The organism is Paenibacillus sp. J31TS4 (assembly GCF_018403265.1).
Classification (GTDB): domain Bacteria; phylum Bacillota; class Bacilli; order Paenibacillales; family NBRC-103111; genus J31TS4.
In genome coordinates this window covers 746,121-764,231 of sequence record NZ_BOSI01000002.1, presented here as the reverse complement: position 1 = coordinate 764,231, position 18,111 = coordinate 746,121, and the positions used below count along the sequence as shown (strand labels likewise).

Sequence of the window (18,111 nt, the reverse complement as noted above, 5' to 3'; positions counted from 1 at the left end):
TGCAAGGCTAACTTCCGTCGGGTGGCCCGGCGGTGCCCCTGGTTTTCGTCTGGACGAGCACCTTGAACAGCTCGCTCATCTGATCGCTGACCAGGAGCTGCCGGACGGCACGGTTCCTCCGCGCTTCTGGGCTGAACGGATCCGTTCCCGCATGATCGGCCAGCAGCTCGAGGATGCCGTTGTCGATCAGGAATTGCTTCTGGGTTCGCAGCGACTGGTCCGTCATCCCACCCTCTCTCCCCGCCTCCATGCAGACGGAGAAGTCGACATGTGCGGTTATGTCTTGGTCTCCGGGCCAGTCCAGCGGGCGGTCCGTCGCCTGATGCCGGCGGTAGGCAAGCAGCGTTCCGTTCATCCGGTGGCCGGCATAGAGTTCCTCGGACGTGTCGCCGTAGTCGATCGTGACGATCGCTCCGGCCTCAAGCCACTGCGCGCGTTCTCGCAGCCAAGCCTCGGCCTGCAGATTAAGCTCGGCCGTCTGGCGGTCGCGCAGCCGGATGCCGTGCCGCCGCATATAGCTGAGCAGCTTTGGAGAAAAGCACGGCCTCTCCTCCCAGCGGAAGCCCCCCGCGTCCTCATCCCATGCCACCCACAGCTCCATCAGCTCGCCGCCTCTTGCCGTTACGCGGTGGACCGGAAAAGCGTCCAGCAGCTCATTGGACAGGATAATCGTACGGTCCGGACGCGCCAGCCGTGCCCAGCCGGTTTCGTCCGCGGGGATAACACGCGCAGCGTGGCGCTCAAGCGTCTCCTTCTGCAGCTGCCGATGAAAGGGGCTGTTATCCACGGAGCGAAACCTCACACCCCTATACAGATCGGGTCTCTCTTCCTCCAGCGCATCCAGCACCTGCGCCGCGAACCGGCCGGTGCCGCCTCCCCATTCGAGTAGATCCCAATCGCCCCAGCCGAAGCGATCCGCCAGGCGGGCAAGCTCCCGCGCGGTCATTCGGCCCATGACGTCGCCGATGGCCGAGCTCGTATAGAAGTCGCCGTCCTTCCCTACCTTCGGATTCTTCCGCATATAATAGCCGCTATCCGGGTGGTAGAGGCACCATTCCATAAACTTAACGAACGGTACCGCTCGCTCACCTGACTCTTCGATTCTCGCCCGAATCCAAGCGGATAGCTCCTCCGTCGTACCGGTCCGCGCCATATTGGATCCCGCCCTTTCTTCCAAAGTATGATTCAACCGAGACATCCCCCGGGTAAAACGGTATAATAGGGACGGACTGCGGCCACTATATTCCATTTACTTCCATATCAAAGGAGTCTTTCTACTATGCGTGCTACCAAATCGCTGTTTTTGGCGGCCGCCGCCGGCCTTCTGCTCCTGTCGGGCTGCAACAAGCCGGACGGCGAGGAGCTGAAGAAGCAGGCGCTCGACGCCCTGAACAAGCAGCAAGAGATGAAGACGTATACGTTCAAAGGCGAGGCCGACCTCGCCATCGGACAGCCCCCGGCCCCGGGCGCGGACAACCCGATCGCCAGCACCTTGACGGGCATGTTCACCAGCGGCAAGCTGGCCTGGGAGGGAACCGCCTCCACCGATCCGCTTCGCGTGGAAGCCGATCTGAAGGCGACGCCGGCTGGCGGCTCGACGGCGTTGTCACTACCGCTTCAGCTGCAGGACAAGAAGCTGTTTCTGAGCATACCATTCCTTAGTAAGCCTGGCGAGTCCTACTCGCTCGATCTGGACCAATTGGCGTCGCTCACCGGCCGTTCCGCCGAGGATACGGAACAGCAGCTTAAGCTCGCCGGAAGCGCAGGGGGCAAGCTTACCGCCACCTTGCTGGACGGCTTCGACGCCGACTGGTTCCGACCGGGCCCCGAGGCGGACAAGGAATCCGCTATGCGGACGATCCGCGTGGAAGTGACGGACAAGAACGCGCAAAAAGCGACCGACGCCCTTCATGCCAAATGGCCCGAGCTGATCGAACAGCTCCGCACAAGCGGGCTGCTGACCGACAAGCAGGCCGAAGCGGCCAAGACCGGCGGTTCGTCCGTCCAGGTGAAGGCTCCCGGGCTGCTGGAGCTTCATGTGGACGAGCAAGGTTTTGTCCGCAAGGAGAGGATCGAGCTTAAATTTGCCGTCACCAAACCGGACGGCACCAACGCCGAGCGCACCGTCACATATGATCAGGCGTTTGATGCGATTAACGCAGAGCCTTCGTTCAAGAAGGAGCCGCCCAAGCAAGTCTTCCCGCTGGAAACCGTGCTTCGCCAGCTGATGAGAACCAAATAATCCCCCGCCCGCATGCCCTGACTGCTGCCCCAGCTTCCCGGACCGGGAAGTTTTTTTATGGGCATCATTCAAGCGGGTGAGCGATAGAGTAGAGAGTAGACCCGTCGAAAGGGGGATCTGGATGGCCAAGCCGTTCCGCAACGCTCTTGTCCTGCTGCTCTGCCTGCTGCTCTCTGTGGGCCGCCCCGTTCCGGCAAGCGCTGCGGAGCCTACGCTAGAGGAAACGCGCAAGCTGCTTGAGAAGGGACTCACCATCTATGAGCTGGAACAGGAAATAACGCGTTTGACAGAGAAGGAAACCAGGCTGGAGGCCAAGCTGGCCGAAACCGAACGGACGATCCGGGAAAACGAACAGAAGCTCGTGGAAGTGCGCGAGCATGCCGGCCACGTTCTCCGCGCTTACTATATGGGGGACCGCGATTCGGTATGGATGCTGCTGTTCAGCGTCAAATCGCTGTCCGACGCTATTTTCGTTCTGGAATCGTTGACGCTGATCGTAGAGAATGACCAGAGGGCTCTCAACGCCTATGCCGATTCCTATAAGAAGCTGAAGGACCAAAAAGAAAGCCTGCTGACAGACAGTCACGAGCTTCAGCAGGTTAAGACCGCATTTGTCCGGGAACGGGACCGCGTAGTCGCGCTCCAGGAGGAGGTCAACCGGGCGGCTCAGGCTTCGCCTGAAGCCCAGGAGGTGTTCAAGCAGATCGTCGATTTGACGACACAATGGCGAGACAAAGGCCTTCCGGTCTTCCGCAGCTACTTCCAGGCGATGGCAACGGAGATGGAGAACATTTCCGAGCTGCTCGGAGGCAGCGGCGGCAACCGCTACCTGAACGGATTGACGTTCCAGATCAGCGATACCGACCTTATCGCGTTTTTTCGTTCCAAAAACCCGCTGTTCGACAATGTCACCTTCTCGTTCCAAGGAGGCTCCTTCCGGATTACCGGCAACGAAAAAGACGTAGCGGTCTCCATAAAAGGCCACTACGTCTTGAAGGAAGCGCCGGCGAACCGGCTCACATTCCGCATAGAGGAGCTCGTCTTCAACGGCTTCCCGCTGCCGGATACAACGATCCGGGCGATGGAGGAGGATTTCCCTCTCGGCATTTCCCCCGACAAGGTCGTCCCGTTCGTCCAGGCGTCCGAAGTATCGACCGACAATGGGCTGCTGACGCTGAAGATGAAGCTTAAGCTGAAGTAACGGGGCGCCGGCCCACCTCTCTGCGCGGCAGCAGGAGCCCGGTTAAGGCTGCGGCTTCCATTGGGCGGCCGTCGTTTCGCCGAACCGCTTGAGATCGAGCTTCCCCTGCCGCAGCATGGCGGCGTCGGCCTGCAGCGCCGCCAGCTTCTTGGCGGCGTCGATTTGAACCGGCAGCACGCGGCCCTGCTCGACCAGCCAGGCGTACGACTTGTAGGACGGATCGTTGCGCAGCGCCGAGGTCGTATAGGCTGGGATAAGCGCAGGCAGCCTCCGGCCGTCCGCCCACAGCTTCATCTCGGAATCGAGCGAGCTAATCTCTTTCAGCCAGGCGACTGCCGCCTGGTTTGTTTTTGCTTTCGAGGAAAGCGCGTAGCTCCTTCCCTTGAGCCAGGTGCCCATCTGCGAGAGTTTTCCGGTGACGGTGACCGGCAGTGCGCTGATCGTTACCGAGTCGCCGCCGTGCAGCTTGTAGTCCGATACCGTGGTGAGGAAAGCGGCCAGCTTGCCGCTCTCCAGCAGCTCCCATGGCTGGAACCCCTTCCCCTCCGCTGGGTAGTGGCGTTCGAACGCTTCCGCGCTCCACGTCTTCTCATCAGGGAGCAGAAGCGATTGCAGCTGCTGGATGGAGCCCGGCTCGTCCAGCCGTGCGAGAGGACTGCCGGTCGTATCGGCAGGAATGCCGGTGGCCGACACGAGGGAGAGCAGCGAGTAGGCGTCCTCCGTTCTTGCATAGAGCCCGTACCCTGTACCATCCGGCTTGTGGAACTGCTTGATCCAGGCGAGCAGCTCCTCGGTCGACTCCGGCGTATGGTCCTTGGACCACGCAGCGGCCTTTTCCTTGCTCCAGGCGATTATATACGGATCTACATCTTTGGGAATGCCCCATAGAAACCCGTTCCACTTCACTTGATTGAGCGAGGTGGCGATCCGCTGGGACTGCTGATCGCCGGTCAACAGATCGTCGACCGTCGACAGATAGCCGAGCGCCGCGAACTCGTTGAGCCATTCGTTCGGCAGCAGCATGACGTCATGCGGCTGGCCGAGCTGAGCTTCCTTTTTCAGCGCGGCATAGGCTTCCTCGGGAGGCAGGTTGTCAATCTTCAGCTCCACTCCCTTGTGCGACGCTTCATATTGATCCGCCAGCTTCTTCATCGAAGCGAACTCCTCCTCGCCCATCGTGACGGCTACCCGGACCGACTGGCTGCTGCGGCCCGTCTCCCCCTCCGTTCCTCCGGCGTTCCCTCCACCTCCTACTTGCGTAAAGGAGGATAACGACTTCCCTCCGCCATCCATCCATTGCGCTATCAAAATGGCCGAGAGGCCAAACACGGCAAAAAGTAAAAGAGCGATGCGTTTTCTGGACAAGCTGAATACCCCTTCCATTCTATACGAAAAATCCGTTGACCGATTCCGGCGAACCGCCGCGGCTTGTTCCACCCTCTGCCCGCTATGGCATGCCATCAAAGCCGGCAACATGAGGCCTTCCGGGCAGGTATCCCTTGTCCGACCGTTGGTCGTCCAAGGAAAAGCCGAATCGGTTCCTGCTGCTGCGCCCCTCATCCCCGGATATCCCGGGGACGCGGACGGCGAGCCTAGCAGTCGTTCCTTCCAGTATAGCGATTCTGGGCCTAAGATACTAGACCGTTAGAAGGAGGGAAGCCATCTACAGGAGATCGGCGGCAAGCTGGGCGAGCTTCGACCGCTCCCCGCGCTCGAGCGTAATATGGCCGCTGACCGATTCCTTTTTGAACCGTTCGACGACGTAGGTAAGTCCGTTGCTCATGGCGTCCAGATAAGGGTGGTCGATCTGGCCAGGGTCCCCCAGCAGAACGATCTTGCTTCCTTCCCCGACCCGCGACACAATGGTCTTGACTTCGTGTCGGGACAAATTCTGAGCCTCGTCGATAATGATGAATTGTCCCGGGATCGATCTCCCCCGGATGTAGGTCAGCGCTTCGACCTGAATGCTCCCGAGTCCGGCAAGAATCTTGTCAATGTCGCCCGCCTTCTTCGTATCGAACAGGTACTCCAAATTATCGTAGATCGGCTGCATCCAGGGACGCAGCTTTTCCTCCTTTTCTCCCGGCAGGAAGCCGATATCCTTGCCCATCGGAACGACCGGGCGCGCGATCAGAAGCTTCTTGTATCGGTGTTCGTCCTCCGTCTTGAGTAGCCCGGCCGCCAGCGTCAGCAGCGTCTTGCCGGTCCCCGCCTTCCCGGACAGCGTGACGAGCGGGATCTCGTCGTTCAGCAGCAGCTCTAGCGCCATCCGCTGCTGCGCGTTACGGGCGGAGATTCCCCAGACCGGCTCGTTGCTCAGATAAAGCGGCTCCAGCTTTTTGGCATCGGCATTGACTTTGAGCAGCGCCGACTTGGTCGTCCCCAGCTCGTCGCGCAAAATGACGAACTGATGAGGATGAAGCGGGTGCCGCAGGCCCAGGCTGTTTACCCCGATCTGGCGAAAGGAATAGAACTCGTCGATGACGGACGGATGGACGTTCACCGTCAGGCAGCCCCCATACATCTCCGGCTCGGATACGACCCGGTCCGACATGTAATCTTCCGCCGGAATACCAAGGACGTCGGCCTTGATCCGCACGAGCGTATCCTTGCTGACTAGCACTACCGGCCGGGGTTCCGCTTCCTGCTGCTCCTCGAGCAAATAATTGAGCGCCACGGCAAGGATGCGGTTGTCGTTCGTAACCTCGCCGAACACTTCCTGCATCTTCAGGAAGCTGCGATGGTTCAATTCGACCTTGATCCGCCCGCCACCCTCGAGCAGAACGCCGTCATAGAGACGCCCCTTACTTCGGAAGCCGTCGAGCAGCCGGGAAACGGTCCGGGCGTTGCGACCTATCTCATCCGCCAGCCGTTTCTTCGCGTCGATCTCCTCCAGCACGACGGCCGGGATCACCACTTCGTTATCGGCAAACGCATAGACGGCGTTCGGATCGTGCAGCAGAACGTTGGTATCCAGTACATAAATTTTCTTCATGACGTAACGCTCCCCTTTCGGCTATGGTCAAGCGGAGAATGGATAGTTCCATTCCCGATCGGACAAACTACCGTCAAATCGATTTGCGGAAAGGACGTGCACAATGAAGGCATTCGTAGCACTGGCGGTATTGGCGGCGGCGCTTTCCGGCTGCGGAACCAATAAGGGAGCGGCGCCCGCTCCCTCGCCGGGAACCCATTCGGTCAGACAGCAAACGGTCCAGGAATCTCCCGCCCGCCCGGACCGCGCCCAGCTGACAGCGCATCTGGAAAGCCTCGTGAAGGGCATTCCCCAGGTCGAGGACGCGCGCTGTCTCGTCTTCGGCAATACGGCCATCGTCGGCATCAACGTCAAGCCGGATCTGGAGCGGGCACGCGTGGATTCGATTAAGTATTCCGCGGCGGAAGCGCTCCGCAAAGACCCGCACGGCGTGAATGCGTTCGTGACAGCCGACCTCGATATGACTCAGCGGATCCGGGAAATGGCTGCCGACGTTCAGGCGGGACGCCCGATCGCAGGCTTCGCGGAAGAGCTCGGCGACATTATCGGCCGCTTGATGCCGCAGACGCCCCGGGACACCTCCCCCCAGAGCAATCCGCCGACGAAGAACGACAATCCAAACAACTATCAGTCGAATAATCTTTGAAGGAAGACAAAAGCCTGACCGCAGGAAAGCGGTCAGGCTTTTGTCATGGCATCAAACACTTGTCCGTCCAGCTTGTCGGCTGCGCGCTGGTCGTAGGTCTTCTCGTATTCCGGTTCGACAGAGACGCGCGAACCGTAGAACATGGCGTCGCGAACTGCCGCTACCTCGATCTCCAGGCATGCCAGCTTGAGCGGCACGTCCTCGAGCGGGTCGGCGATGATCCGGGCGGTCCCGTTCACCGTATGAAACGAGTTGTCGCCGAAGAACGAAGCGGCGACATCGGGCCGGCTCTGCACGTTGGCGACGATGCGCGAGCGGCGGTCGACGGCGATTCGGATTCTCTCGGGAGATACGGCATGCACCCAGGACACGGCGTTCATCTGGGGAGCGCCGGTATCCGCGTCCAGCGTCGTCAGGAAGACGAACGCATTGTGCCTCAGCTTCGGAAGCAGCGACTCGGGAAGAGCATTAACGGGGTCGGCCATTAGGCGATCCTCCTTCGAGCGAGTTTGTCTACCGCCTTCATTATAGCATATGCCCGAACAGCCAGCCATCATGCGCGGCCGGCTGCTCTTGCCCCTTACCGATTATCCATAGTGATGCGGGTGGGTCTCGATGTCCGCCAGCAGCTGTTCGGCGGCTTCCCGGTCGAACAGCTGGAGCTTGGTGGTCTCCCGGACCCGGTAACGGACGTGTACCATCGTAGCGTCCTGGGCGGCAATGCTCATTTCGGTAACGCCGTGATCCTCGCGCAGCACCTGCTCGAAGAACGCGACCGTCTCCCGGGCGGCCCCGTCATCGGGCCGGGCGTCGGCGACGAGTTGAATCTGCAGCCAGTTAAAGAGAGCGTCCTGAAGCTTCATCCGGATTCCCCTTTCAGGATTTGCGGCTTTGGCGTGCTTCGACGAAGTAGCGGATGCGTACCATTAGCATGAGCAGCACCGCGATCGAAAGGCTGGGAACGATCGGAAGCTGCATGAACACCTGGAACGTCGTCAGCAGAAAGGCGCCGATCAGAATGAGGAAATAAATGAGAATTTCCTTGAGGATCGGCAGGCGGCGTACCTTGAAGACCTTGTTGTAAATATACACCAGGAAGACGTAAATCAGGACCAGCGTGACAATGGGATGCGCGGACAACCAGTCGAGTATTGCGGACAAGACCTTTGACCCTCCTTGAACGGCAAGAGAGCCGGCCTAGGCGCATCGCTCCGGACGGACCAAGCTGGATTCGCTTGACCCGTCTGCCGCGGAGCGGATGCTGCCCGGACCGGCTCTCGCCTCATACTACCGCCGGCGGGAACGGGACACGCTCCTGCCGGGCTTTTCTCTACCATACCATTAAATGTTCGATTCCGCCATCTTCCGATGCTTCTCGGCCCGCTCGCGCTCGTTCTTGTTCAGAATTTTCTTCCGGAGGCGAAGGGACTTGGGCGTAATCTCGCAATATTCGTCGTCATTGAGGTATTCCAGCGCCTGCTCGAGTGAATAGAGACGAGGCGTCTTCATCTTGACTGTATCGTCCTTGCCGGAGGAGCGTACGTTCGTCAGCTGCTTCTCCTTGCAGATGTTGACGATGATGTCGTTGTCGCGGGTATGTTCGCCGACGATCATGCCTTCGTATACTTCGCTGCCCGGCGTAAGGAACAGAATGCCGCGGTCTTCGATGGACAGAATCCCGTACAGCGTCGACGTTCCGGTCTCACTCGAGACGAGCACGCCCTGGTGACGGCCGCCGACATTAGAGCCGTAATACGGGCCATAGCTGTCGAATGCATGGTTCATGACGCCGTATCCCCGGGTGAGCGTCAGGAAGTTCGTCCGGTACCCGATCAGGCCGCGGGCCGGAATCAGGAACTCGAGACGGACGGTGCCTGTGCCGTTGTTCACCATGTTGACCATCTCGGCCTTGCGGGAGCCGAGGCTCTCCATGACCGCGCCCATACTGTCCTCCGGCACGTCGATGATGAGGCGCTCGACCGGCTCCATCTTCTGGCCGTCGATCTCCTTGATGATGACCTCCGGCTTGGACACCTGGAGCTCGAAGCCTTCGCGGCGCATATTCTCGATCAGGATGCCGAGATGAAGCTCGCCGCGTCCGGAAACGATGAAGGCGTCCGGGCTATCGGTCTCTTCCACCCGAAGGCTGACGTCGGTTTCGAGTTCCTTGAACAGACGCTCGCGCAGCTTGCGGGAGGTGACCCACTTGCCTTCGCGGCCCGCGAACGGGCTGTTGTTGACGAGGAACGTCATCTGCAGTGTCGGCTCGTCGATCTTCAGAACCGGCAGCGCTTCTGGGTTGGCCGGATCGGCAATTGTTTCTCCGATGTTGATGTCCTTGATGCCCGAGATGGCGACGATATCGCCGGCTCCGGCTTCCGGAATCTCAACGCGCTTCAAGCCCTGGAAGCCGAAGAGCTTCTCGATGCGCGCCTGTTTGACGCCGCCCTCGCGGGTCATAACGGCCACCGGCTGGCCGGAGCGGATCTTGCCGCGGTTGACGCGACCGATCGCGATACGGCCGAGGTATTCGTTGTAGTCCATCAGCGTGACGAGGAATTGAAGCGGCAGCTCCGGATTCTCGGTCGGAGACGGGATATGCTCGACGATCGTCTCGTAGAGCGCCTCCATGTTCTCTCCCTGCTTCTCGGGGTCATAGGAAGAAGTGCCCTGGAGGGCGGAAGCGTAGACCACTTGGAAGTCCAGCTGCTCGTCGTTTGCGCCGAGCTCGATGAACAGGTCCAGCACTTCGTCGATGACCTCGGCCGGACGGGCGTTCGGACGGTCGATTTTGTTCACGACGACGATCGGATGAAGGTTTTGCTCGAGGGCTTTGCGCAGCACGAATTTGGTCTGCGGCATACAGCCTTCGAACGCGTCGACGACGAGCAGTACGCCGTCGACCATCTTCATGATCCGCTCCACTTCTCCGCCGAAGTCGGCGTGTCCGGGAGTATCGACGATGTTGATCAAATAGTCTTTATAATGAATGGCGGTGTTCTTCGCGAGGATCGTAATCCCGCGTTCCCGCTCGATGTCGTTCGAGTCCATGGCGCGTTCCTGAATCGCCTCGTTCTCGCGGAAGGTGCCCGATTGCTGCAGCAGCTTGTCGACCAGAGTGGTCTTGCCATGGTCGACGTGCGCGATAATGGCGATGTTTTTGATTTTATTGCGGTCATGCATAGGTAGTAGTTCCTCTCATCGTGGTATGGTCCTCTGCAGAAGGAAAGCTCTAGGCAAACCTTCCATCAAGAAAAGCTTCTGTCGAAGGATCTTCGAAGAAGCTGTCTGTCATGGCTTAGCCGGCCGGCCGAGATTGCCCCGGACCGGAACGCGGACTGCCTCGGTTACAGGAATGGTCAGCCCGGTTCGAACTCGTCTGTCCCTCTAGGGCAGATAGGTCCAATCCAGTAAAACAGCGTCGGAGGATAGCCTCGACGCCTAACATTGCCATAATAGTATAACGAATATTGCTTCAAAAAGCAAGAATTTGTTCACCATTCTCAGCGCAGTTTCCGCCCGTTCCCCCGGAACAAAAGCAGAACACCCGCAACAAGGAGTAGAGCTACCAGCACGTAGATCGCAGCGGTAAACAGGACCATGAAGCCGAACAGGACGGCAGACAGCACGGCCAAGAACACCGATGCGCCCAGCACGCCGCGCGGACTCGTACGGTCGAAGTAGTACAGTTCATACAGGCCTACGGCGGCTCCGAACAAGAAGCCCGGCCACAGCACCTTCATCGCTCCCCAGCCGAACAGGTTGCAGAAAAAGAACAGGAGCGAGTACGTCACCAGAATGCCTCCCGGCACGAGCACGCCGGCGGGAAGCCTCCGGTTGAAGTACAGGTAATGCAGCGCCAGACCCGGGATAAGCAGCAGTGCCGGCCAGAGCAGATAGGCCAGGAAACTGAAAACGCCCAGCTTGCCGAGCAGCAGAATGACGGCGACCACGATCAGGATCAGTCCGATGGATACTTGGTTTCTTTGCATGGAGAGCCTCCCGCCAACAGATTGCGACACCAAACTACACCAAGTTTAGCGGATCGCCTCAAAAAAAACCAGTACCCTGCGAACACTCCCTTACCGGCGCCGCCTGTTCCTCGCGGCCAGCAGCCGACTCATCGTGCTGCCGGCCTCTTCCTCCGGCGTGCCCGGCTCCGCGTCCTGCGCGGTGCTGCCACGCGGCGCGGCGGGCTCTGCCGCCTGCGAGGCACTGCCCTGCGGCACGCCCGGCTCCGCCGCACGCGCGGTGCCGCCCTGCGGCGCATCGGGCTCCAACGCACGAACGGCGCTCTCCTGCGGCGCTCCGGTCGGTGCATCCTTCGCGCTCAGCCGCCGCTGCAAGCGCGCCAGCGCTGGCGCCGCCTCGGGAGCCGCCTCCGCTTCCGCGCGGCGTCGTCCCGCCACAGCCGCAGCGAGTCGGCGCCACGGAAGCGACAGCCGCCGCACGGCAATGTCGGCGATCCACAGCAGCAGCGCCGCGATGAGGAGGGGACGCGCCAGGCTGCGGTACTCGCGCCGGGCCGGAGCTTCGCCCGCGAACACCTCCTCGGGGCGCTCCAGCGACAATACGCGGCCGCCGGTCAGTTCGGCAAGCCGGGCCAGCTTCTCCCCGCCATCGCCCTCCGTGATCCGGTATTCGGCTGAATACGGCAGGACGAAGCCCGATGTGACCGAGCCCGAGAGCCCCTGCTTTCCATCCTCCCCCGCAGCACCCTTGACGTCGAGCCGCATCAGATAGGCTCCCGGCTCGGTGACGGGCAGATTGGCCTCGTACTCACCGGGCATCGTCGGCACGAGTTCTACCTCCTGGCTCTCTAGCGATTCGCCGGTCACCGTCGCCTTGAGCTCACCCTGAAAATCAGGCACCGCGCTTCGCACCGCCAAGTGCGCGTGCCCGTCCTCCAAGCGGCTGCTGATCTGGAAGGGAGAGGCGTCAAACTGTGGGAACGTCCATTTGATGATCTGATGAAATACCTGCGGGAACCGGTCCCAGGCGACCCAGTTCTTCGACCATTTGCCGCTCACGTCACTCGTCCACGCCACCGTCCGGCCTGAGCCGTACTGCCAGCGGGCGAGCACCGGATCCGGCACCGGGCTGAGCAGGGACACCTCAGCCGTTTCCTTGGGCGTCACAGCGATATAGCCGTCCAGAGAAGGCACGCCTCCCGCCCAGAAGGCGCTCCAATCGGTCCCCTGCCCGACGATCGGCGTGAACGTCCGGTCGACGATATACGTCCGGGAGATAAGCACCGCCTCTCGGCTGAAGATAGCCGGGACCGTGCTCATATCGTTCGTAAAATAAGACCGTCCCTCCGCCAGCTCCGCGAGCCGCTCGAGCAGCCGGCGGTCCGCCCCGTCGCCGATCGCGACGGTCGAGAGGGTAATGCCTTTTTTGCGCATGTCAGCAGTGAGCGACTCGTAGCTTTTATCCGTTGCCGACTGGCCGTCCGTCAGCAGGATGATGTGCTTGCGCTGTGCGCTTGAATCGGCAAGCTGCTTGTAAGCTTCCTCCACCGCCGTGTAGATTTCCGTGCCGCCGTCCGCCGGAATCGAACGGATCGCGCGGGTCACCTTGTCCTTGTCGGTCAGCTTTTCGGGCTTGACGACCCACCACGGCGTCGAATCGAACGCCAGCACGCCCAGCGTATCGTTCTCCCGCATGAGGTTGACGGTTCGTGACGCCGCTTCCTGGGCGAGCCGGATGTTCTCGCCGGCCATGCTGCCTGACTTGTCGATGACGAGCACGAGGCCGAGCGACGGCATTTCCCGTTTGCCGCGCAGGTCCATGTAAACGGGAAGGGCCTTCTCGATCGGCGTCTGGTAATAGCCGCCGAGGCCGTAGCTGTTCTCGCCGCCCAGCATGACGAGCCCGACGCCGAAGCTGCGGACCGCCTCCTCCAAGCGCTCCATCTGCGACTCTGCAATCCGCGTCGCCGGCACGTTGTTCAGCACGATGCTATCGTAGGCCGTATACCCGGCCAGTTCGCGGGGAAGAAGCTCCGGCGCAGCAGTCTCGGTGCTCACCCCGCCCGCTTCCAGCAGCGAAGCGATGGTCCGCGACGTTCCCGGCTCTCCCTCGACAAGCAGCACACGGGGCGGCCCGGTGACGCGGCTGAACGCGGCTCCGGCATTGTTGGCCGCCTGGACGTCGCCTTCCATGTAGATTTCCGCCCGATAACGGTGAAAGCCCGGCTCCTTGGCCAGCCCCTGCAGGACGAACCGGTTCGTCCCCTTCTCAAGTGTCACCTCTCGCACGCCGAGTTCCCTGTTATCCTCATAGAGGCGAAGCGTCGCCTGGCCCGCGCGGGTGCTGGCTACCGCTACCTCCAGCTTGTAGCTCTCGCCCGGATACAGCTTTTCGGGTACGCGAACACTCTCGATGGCGGCGTCCGCCCCCCGCTCCGACGGCACGTGCAGCACATCAACCGGAATGCCGCGGTCCTTCAGCAGCCGGCCTTGGCGGAGCAGGTCCCCGACATTTTCTTCTCCGTCGCTGATCAGCACCGCCCGGCGTTCCGCCGACTCGGGAAGCAGACCGGCAGCGGCGCGCAGCCCCGCTTCGAGATTCGTAAACTGGCGGTTCACCGGAGCGGTCCAGCGGAAGCCCTCCAGCGAACGGCTATCCGGCCTCCGTTCCGCGGCCGCCTCCCTTCCGACCGATACGATGCCCAGCTCGTCCTCCCTATTCTTGCCCGTCTCGGCCTGCCGAATCCAGTCGGCCAGCCGTTCGGGATCGGCCATGCTGTCCGACCGGTCGGCAACGAACAGAACCGCGCGTCTCTGGGTGACGGTGTAGGTCTCAAGCCCCGCAAGCACCGCGATGATGAGGAGCAGCACGAGGCCGCGCAGTGCATACGCCGCCCGCTTGCGGCCGCCTGCGAGCCGGTGGGTGGACCGGCAGCTCCAAAGCAGATAGCCGAACGCCGGAAGCAAAAGAAGCAGCACCCACAGATGCTCAAAGTGAATGCCCACGCCGATACACCTCCCCTTCGGCCAGCACGGCCAGGAGCACCAAGGCCGCAGCCGCCATCATCAGCGGCACCGCCGACCGTCCATCGGCTGTCCTAGAGGCGGTACCTGCCGCCAGGTCAGGCTCCCGGTCGGCTCCCGTGACCGGTCGATCAGACGCAGCGGCTCGGCCAGCCTTGGACAGATTGGACTCCCGTCCATCCATGCCTACCGCGAGCAGCCGGTTACGAATCTCTTTGCCTTGCTGATCGAGCTCGACGAACCGGTACAGGCCCGGCACGGCTGGCACGGTCTGGCTGACCTGGATCTGGCCGGCCGTCCGATGAGCCGGCTTCTCTTCGCCCGTGTCGGTATTCACCCATTTGGCGTCGGCGGCGAGAGCCGACAGCGGGATTTCCTTCGCTGAGGACGCCAGGGCGGTTCCGAGCTGGCCGGGCTTTGCGGCGCCCAGCCATTCGGCCGCATTCTGCACGAGCACCGGAAATTCCGGCCGCAGCGGGAGATCCGAACGGCGCAGATCGAAGGCAAACAAGAGGCGCGGCCGACCATTTTCTTCTCCTGCCATGATGAGCGGGCGGGACTCCGCACGGACCAGCGGACGGGCCCACAGCGGCACCCTCCCCGTCAGCACGGACGCGATGTGGGCGTCCTGCAGGCGGATGTAGCGGGTGACCGGATGCTCCGCGACGGTATAGATCCCCGCGGGCACCGGCTCCTCCGGCCCCTCTATCCCCGTGTGGATGTACCAGACGGGCTTGCCGGCGAGCGCCGTTTGCCATTCGGGCGACCGGAACTCCGCTTCCGCAACGGAATCCAGCACGATCCAGTCGACCTCGCTGTCCGGAAGAACATAGCCGGTCTCGCCTTTCGTCGCTTTTACGACCTCGACGCCTGCGAGAGCCAGCGCTTTCTCCAGAAAGAGGTTACCTTCTCCTGCCAGCAGCGCGCGGCTCGTCTGGGCGCCTGATGCGAAGGCGTGGGCGGTATTGTCCTCCCGGATCGCGTCGTCCGCCGTCAGCGCAAGCCGGTAGACCTGCGCCTCCGGCAAAGACCCGATGGCGAGCGTTTTCTGCTCGCCCGCCTTGACGGTTTCCTTCCGCTGATAAGCGAGACGGCTGTCCGCATACACGGACACGTCCAGCTCCATCTCGCGGCCGCTCCAGTTTTTGACCGAGGCGGTGCCGGCGGCAGAGCGCCCGGACGTGCCCGAACGGACGCCGAACTGCACGACGCTAATGTTGTCGGTCCGCTTCTCCTCCGCCCGGACGACCGTGTACGGAATGCCGCCCTCCGGCCATCCCGCCGGCTCCGGCCACTGGCCGTCCGTATACAGACGGAGCTCCGCCTCCTTCTCCTCGCGCGCGATCGCGCCGGCGAGCGAGACGGCTTCCTCATACGCCGCCCTGCCGTAAAAAGGCCGGACGGAGCCGACCGCTGCCTCGAGTTCCCCTGCCGTGCCGCCCGAGAGGACAGATTCCGGCCCGCCTTCCCCGAAGGCAATAACGGTAAACCGGCTGTGCTTTGCTTCCTTCCGTACCCACTGCAGCAGGTCGGCCTTCGCTGCCTCCAGCCGGGTCGGACCGCCTTTCTCCGCCTGCGCCGCCGCAGGCGACGTGCGGCCGGGACCGGAACCCGCTGTCTCTTCTGCCCTAGCTGTGGCTGCCTGCATGCTCGCGGAATTGTCCAGCAGGATGACGACCTGGGCGCCGGCGCTTCTCGGCAACCATGCGTATGGCTCGGTCAGCGCCAGGACGAGCAGAGCGGCGGCGAGCAGCTGCAGAAGCAGGAGCAGCCTGCGGCGGAGCCGCTGCCAGGGACGATTCGCCTCGCTGTCCTGCAAGGCTCGTTCCCAGAGCAGCGTGCTCGGGACTGTCCGGCGGTCATACGTTTTTTTCAGTAGATACATAGCCGCAATGGCCGGAAGCGCCAGTGCGAACCACCAGCTGGCCGCCGAATCGAACCCCATCCCCGTCCTCCTCTCCCGGATACCGGGCCGCAGCCCGCTCCGTTTCTTCTTGTTAGCGCATACCCGGTCCTCCGAGCAGCTCCATGGCCGCGAGGCGCAGCGGGGTGTCCGTCGTCAAACGGACGAATCCGATGCCTCTTGTCAGGCAGAATGCACGCAGCGATTCCGTATGGCCGCTCACGGCCTCCCTGTACTGCCGAAGCACCTTGCCCGAAAGGGCGACTTCTTTCTGCGCGCCGGTTTCGCTGTCGGTCAGCTTGAGATCCCCCGTAAGCTGCGGATCGACTTCCTCAGGCGCAAGCACCTGGACGGCGACCGTTTCCTGGCCGGCGGCCGCAAGCGCGGTCAACGCCCCGCTGCCCGCGTCCTCATACAGAAAATCCGAGAAGATCCAGCTCATCCCGGGACGCCTCGGACGGGCGGCGGGATGGGCAAGCGCCGCGGCGAGGTCCCCCCGTCCGCCGGCCTCGCCTGTCTCCAAAAACGCGAACAAGCGCCCCGCCGACGCTTTGCCGGCAAGCGGGGGCAGCGTATCCCGAACCGCCTCCCCGAACAGGTGGGCCGCAATCCGGTCGCCTCCGGAGAGCGCGGCGTAGCCGATGCAGGCCGCCAGCTGCCGGGCGTAGCGGAATTTGGCGGCTTGCCCCTGCTCCCCAAAGGCCATGGAAGCGGAGGCGTCTATGTACAGCGTGACCGGCAGCTCCTGTTCGTCCAGGAACAGCTTCAAAAAAGGCTTGCCCGTCCGCCCGTAGGCGTTCCAGTCCAGCCGCCGAAGATCGTCACCTGGCACGTACAGCCGGTAGTCGGCGAATTCCAGCGAGCTGCCCTGCTGCCGGGATTGGCGGCGGCCCTGTCTCGTGCCGCTCATCCGGCGGCGGGACCAGAGCGATGCGCGGTCCAGCAGAACCAGCATGTCGTCCGGAAGCAGCCTGCCGTCCGTCACGGGGCCGCCTCCCAACGCGCCAGCACCGAATGAAGCACTGCATCGGCCGTCATGCCGGACGCCTGTCCCTCATAGCTCAAAAAGATCCGGTGCCGCAGCGCAGGCAGCGCGGCCTGGCGCAGATCTCCTCTCGAGACATGAAGGCGTCCCGCCATAAGCGCCCTTACCTTGGCGACGGAGACGACCGCCTGAAGGCCGCGGGGGCCGGAGCCGAACCGGACATACCGCTTGACCTCCTCCGGAGCGTCCGGCTCGCCGGGGTGCGTCATCATAACGAGGCGAACGGCCTCTTCCAAGACGTCTTCCGCGAGCAAAATGTCGCGTGCCCCCCGCTGGATGGCGGCGATCGTCTCCCCGCCGGTAACGCGCGAAGCCCTTCTTTCTTCTCCCCCCGTCGTCCGCATGACGATCGCCTTGAGCTCGTCCCGCGTCGGATAGGTCACGTGGATCTTCAGCAGGAACCGGTCCAGCTGCGCCTCCGGCAGGGCATAGGTTCCCTCCTGCTCAAGCGGATTCTGCGTCGCCAGAACGAAGAAAGGCTCCGGCAGCTTGTGCGTGACCGGCCCAACCGTCACCGTTCTCTCCTGCATAGCCTCGAGCAGTGCGCTCTGCGTCTTGGGGGTGGCCCGGTTGATCTCGTCGGCGAGCACGAGGTTGCCGAAGAGCGGCCCACGCTCGAACCGGTACGCCGCCTCTCCCTGCGCCCCGAACGAGATGATGTTGGTGCCCGTTATGTCGGCGGGCATCAGATCGGGGGTGAACTGAATTCTGGAAAAGCTAAGATCGACGGTATCCGCCACCGTCTTAACGAGCATCGTCTTGCCGAGGCCCGGAATGCCCTCCACAAGCGCATGACCGCCGGCCAAGAGGCACCAGAGCAGCTGCTCCACCACCTCCTGCTGGCCGACAATCACCTCGCCGATCTGCTCGCGGATGCCGGCTATCGTCTCCCGCCACTCCGCCAGCTGCTGTTGCGATTCGATCATACTGCCACTCCTCTACGTGTCGTCATGGGGCTCCTTGCTCCTCGGGCCTGCCGCCCCTCCGAGGTATCCGGGCGGATTTCCGTGCAAGTGGAACGAGCAACCGCGTCCATCCGGCTGTGCATTCCGGCCTTGCCGGAGCGCTCGTTCTGGAGCCTCCT

At 62.3% G+C, this 18,111-nt stretch carries 15 protein-coding genes; 3 read left to right on the top strand and 12 right to left on the bottom strand.

The features are described 5' to 3' along the window. Positions 1-7 precede the first annotated feature (7 nt). Positions 8-1,189, bottom strand: coding sequence for a class I SAM-dependent methyltransferase (locus KJS47_RS14215; RefSeq protein ID WP_213525681.1), 1,182 nt, complete (start codon positions 1,187-1,189; stop codon positions 8-10). A 90-nt stretch (positions 1,190-1,279) separates the two neighbouring features. Here KJS47_RS14215 and KJS47_RS14210 point away from each other — a divergent pair, with 90 nt between their 5' ends. Beyond that, the gene (locus KJS47_RS14210; RefSeq protein ID WP_213525680.1) at positions 1,280-2,242 is read left to right on the top strand and encodes a hypothetical protein; all 963 of its coding nucleotides are present in this window, start codon (positions 1,280-1,282) and stop codon (positions 2,240-2,242) included. Positions 2,243-2,363: 121 nt separating this feature from the next. Next, on the top strand, positions 2,364-3,443 hold the full coding sequence (locus tag KJS47_RS14205) for a coiled-coil domain-containing protein (RefSeq protein WP_213525679.1): 1,080 nt from the start codon (positions 2,364-2,366) through the stop codon (positions 3,441-3,443). Positions 3,444-3,485: 42 nt separating this feature from the next. Here KJS47_RS14205 and KJS47_RS14200 read toward each other — a convergent pair whose 3' ends face one another. Then, positions 3,486-4,808: a sugar ABC transporter substrate-binding protein gene (locus tag KJS47_RS14200; protein ID WP_213525678.1), complete on the bottom strand. Its 1,323-nt coding sequence runs from the start codon at positions 4,806-4,808 to the stop codon at positions 3,486-3,488. A 298-nt stretch (positions 4,809-5,106) separates the two neighbouring features. After that, on the bottom strand, positions 5,107-6,438 hold the full coding sequence (locus tag KJS47_RS14195; protein ID WP_213525677.1) for a PhoH family protein: 1,332 nt from the start codon (positions 6,436-6,438) through the stop codon (positions 5,107-5,109). 103 nt (positions 6,439-6,541) lie between these two features. On the opposite strand from KJS47_RS14195, the gene KJS47_RS14190 reads away from it, so the two are divergent. Beyond that, positions 6,542-7,084, top strand: coding sequence for a YhcN/YlaJ family sporulation lipoprotein (locus KJS47_RS14190; RefSeq protein WP_213525676.1), 543 nt, complete (start codon positions 6,542-6,544; stop codon positions 7,082-7,084). 32 nt (positions 7,085-7,116) lie between these two features. On the opposite strand, the gene KJS47_RS14185 is transcribed toward KJS47_RS14190, so the two are convergent. The 9 genes from KJS47_RS14185 to KJS47_RS14145 form a co-directional block, all read right to left on the bottom strand. Then, positions 7,117-7,569: a pyridoxamine 5'-phosphate oxidase family protein gene (locus tag KJS47_RS14185; protein WP_213525675.1), complete on the bottom strand. Its 453-nt coding sequence runs from the start codon at positions 7,567-7,569 to the stop codon at positions 7,117-7,119. Positions 7,570-7,671: 102 nt separating this feature from the next. Further along, positions 7,672-7,947, bottom strand: a complete 276-nt coding sequence (locus KJS47_RS14180; RefSeq protein ID WP_213525674.1) for a hypothetical protein — start codon at positions 7,945-7,947, stop codon at positions 7,672-7,674. A 13-nt stretch (positions 7,948-7,960) separates the two neighbouring features. Beyond that, positions 7,961-8,245, bottom strand: coding sequence for a YlaH-like family protein (locus KJS47_RS14175; protein ID WP_306433030.1), 285 nt, complete (start codon positions 8,243-8,245; stop codon positions 7,961-7,963). A 180-nt stretch (positions 8,246-8,425) separates the two neighbouring features. Then, positions 8,426-10,267 carry a translational GTPase TypA gene (typA, locus tag KJS47_RS14170; RefSeq protein ID WP_213525673.1) on the bottom strand — a complete coding sequence of 614 codons (1,842 nt, stop codon included), beginning with the start codon at positions 10,265-10,267 and terminating at the stop codon, positions 8,426-8,428. Between the two features lie 320 nt (positions 10,268-10,587). Then, complete coding sequence (locus tag KJS47_RS14165) at positions 10,588-11,076, bottom strand: LiaF transmembrane domain-containing protein (RefSeq protein WP_213525672.1); 489 nt, start codon at positions 11,074-11,076, stop codon at positions 10,588-10,590. Positions 11,077-11,166: 90 nt separating this feature from the next. Then, positions 11,167-14,061, bottom strand: coding sequence for a VWA domain-containing protein (locus tag KJS47_RS14160; RefSeq protein ID WP_213525671.1), 2,895 nt, complete (start codon positions 14,059-14,061; stop codon positions 11,167-11,169). Further along, positions 14,045-16,024, bottom strand: a complete 1,980-nt coding sequence (locus KJS47_RS14155; RefSeq protein ID WP_213525670.1) for a vWA domain-containing protein — start codon at positions 16,022-16,024, stop codon at positions 14,045-14,047. Before KJS47_RS14155 ends, KJS47_RS14160 begins: the two co-directional genes overlap by 17 nt. A gap of 52 nt (positions 16,025-16,076) precedes the next feature. Next, the gene (locus KJS47_RS14150) at positions 16,077-16,967 is read right to left on the bottom strand and encodes a DUF58 domain-containing protein (protein ID WP_249716379.1); all 891 of its coding nucleotides are present in this window, start codon (positions 16,965-16,967) and stop codon (positions 16,077-16,079) included. Then, the gene (locus tag KJS47_RS14145) at positions 16,964-17,953 is read right to left on the bottom strand and encodes an AAA family ATPase (protein WP_213525669.1); all 990 of its coding nucleotides are present in this window, start codon (positions 17,951-17,953) and stop codon (positions 16,964-16,966) included. Before KJS47_RS14145 ends, KJS47_RS14150 begins: the two co-directional genes overlap by 4 nt. Positions 17,954-18,111 lie beyond the last annotated feature (158 nt).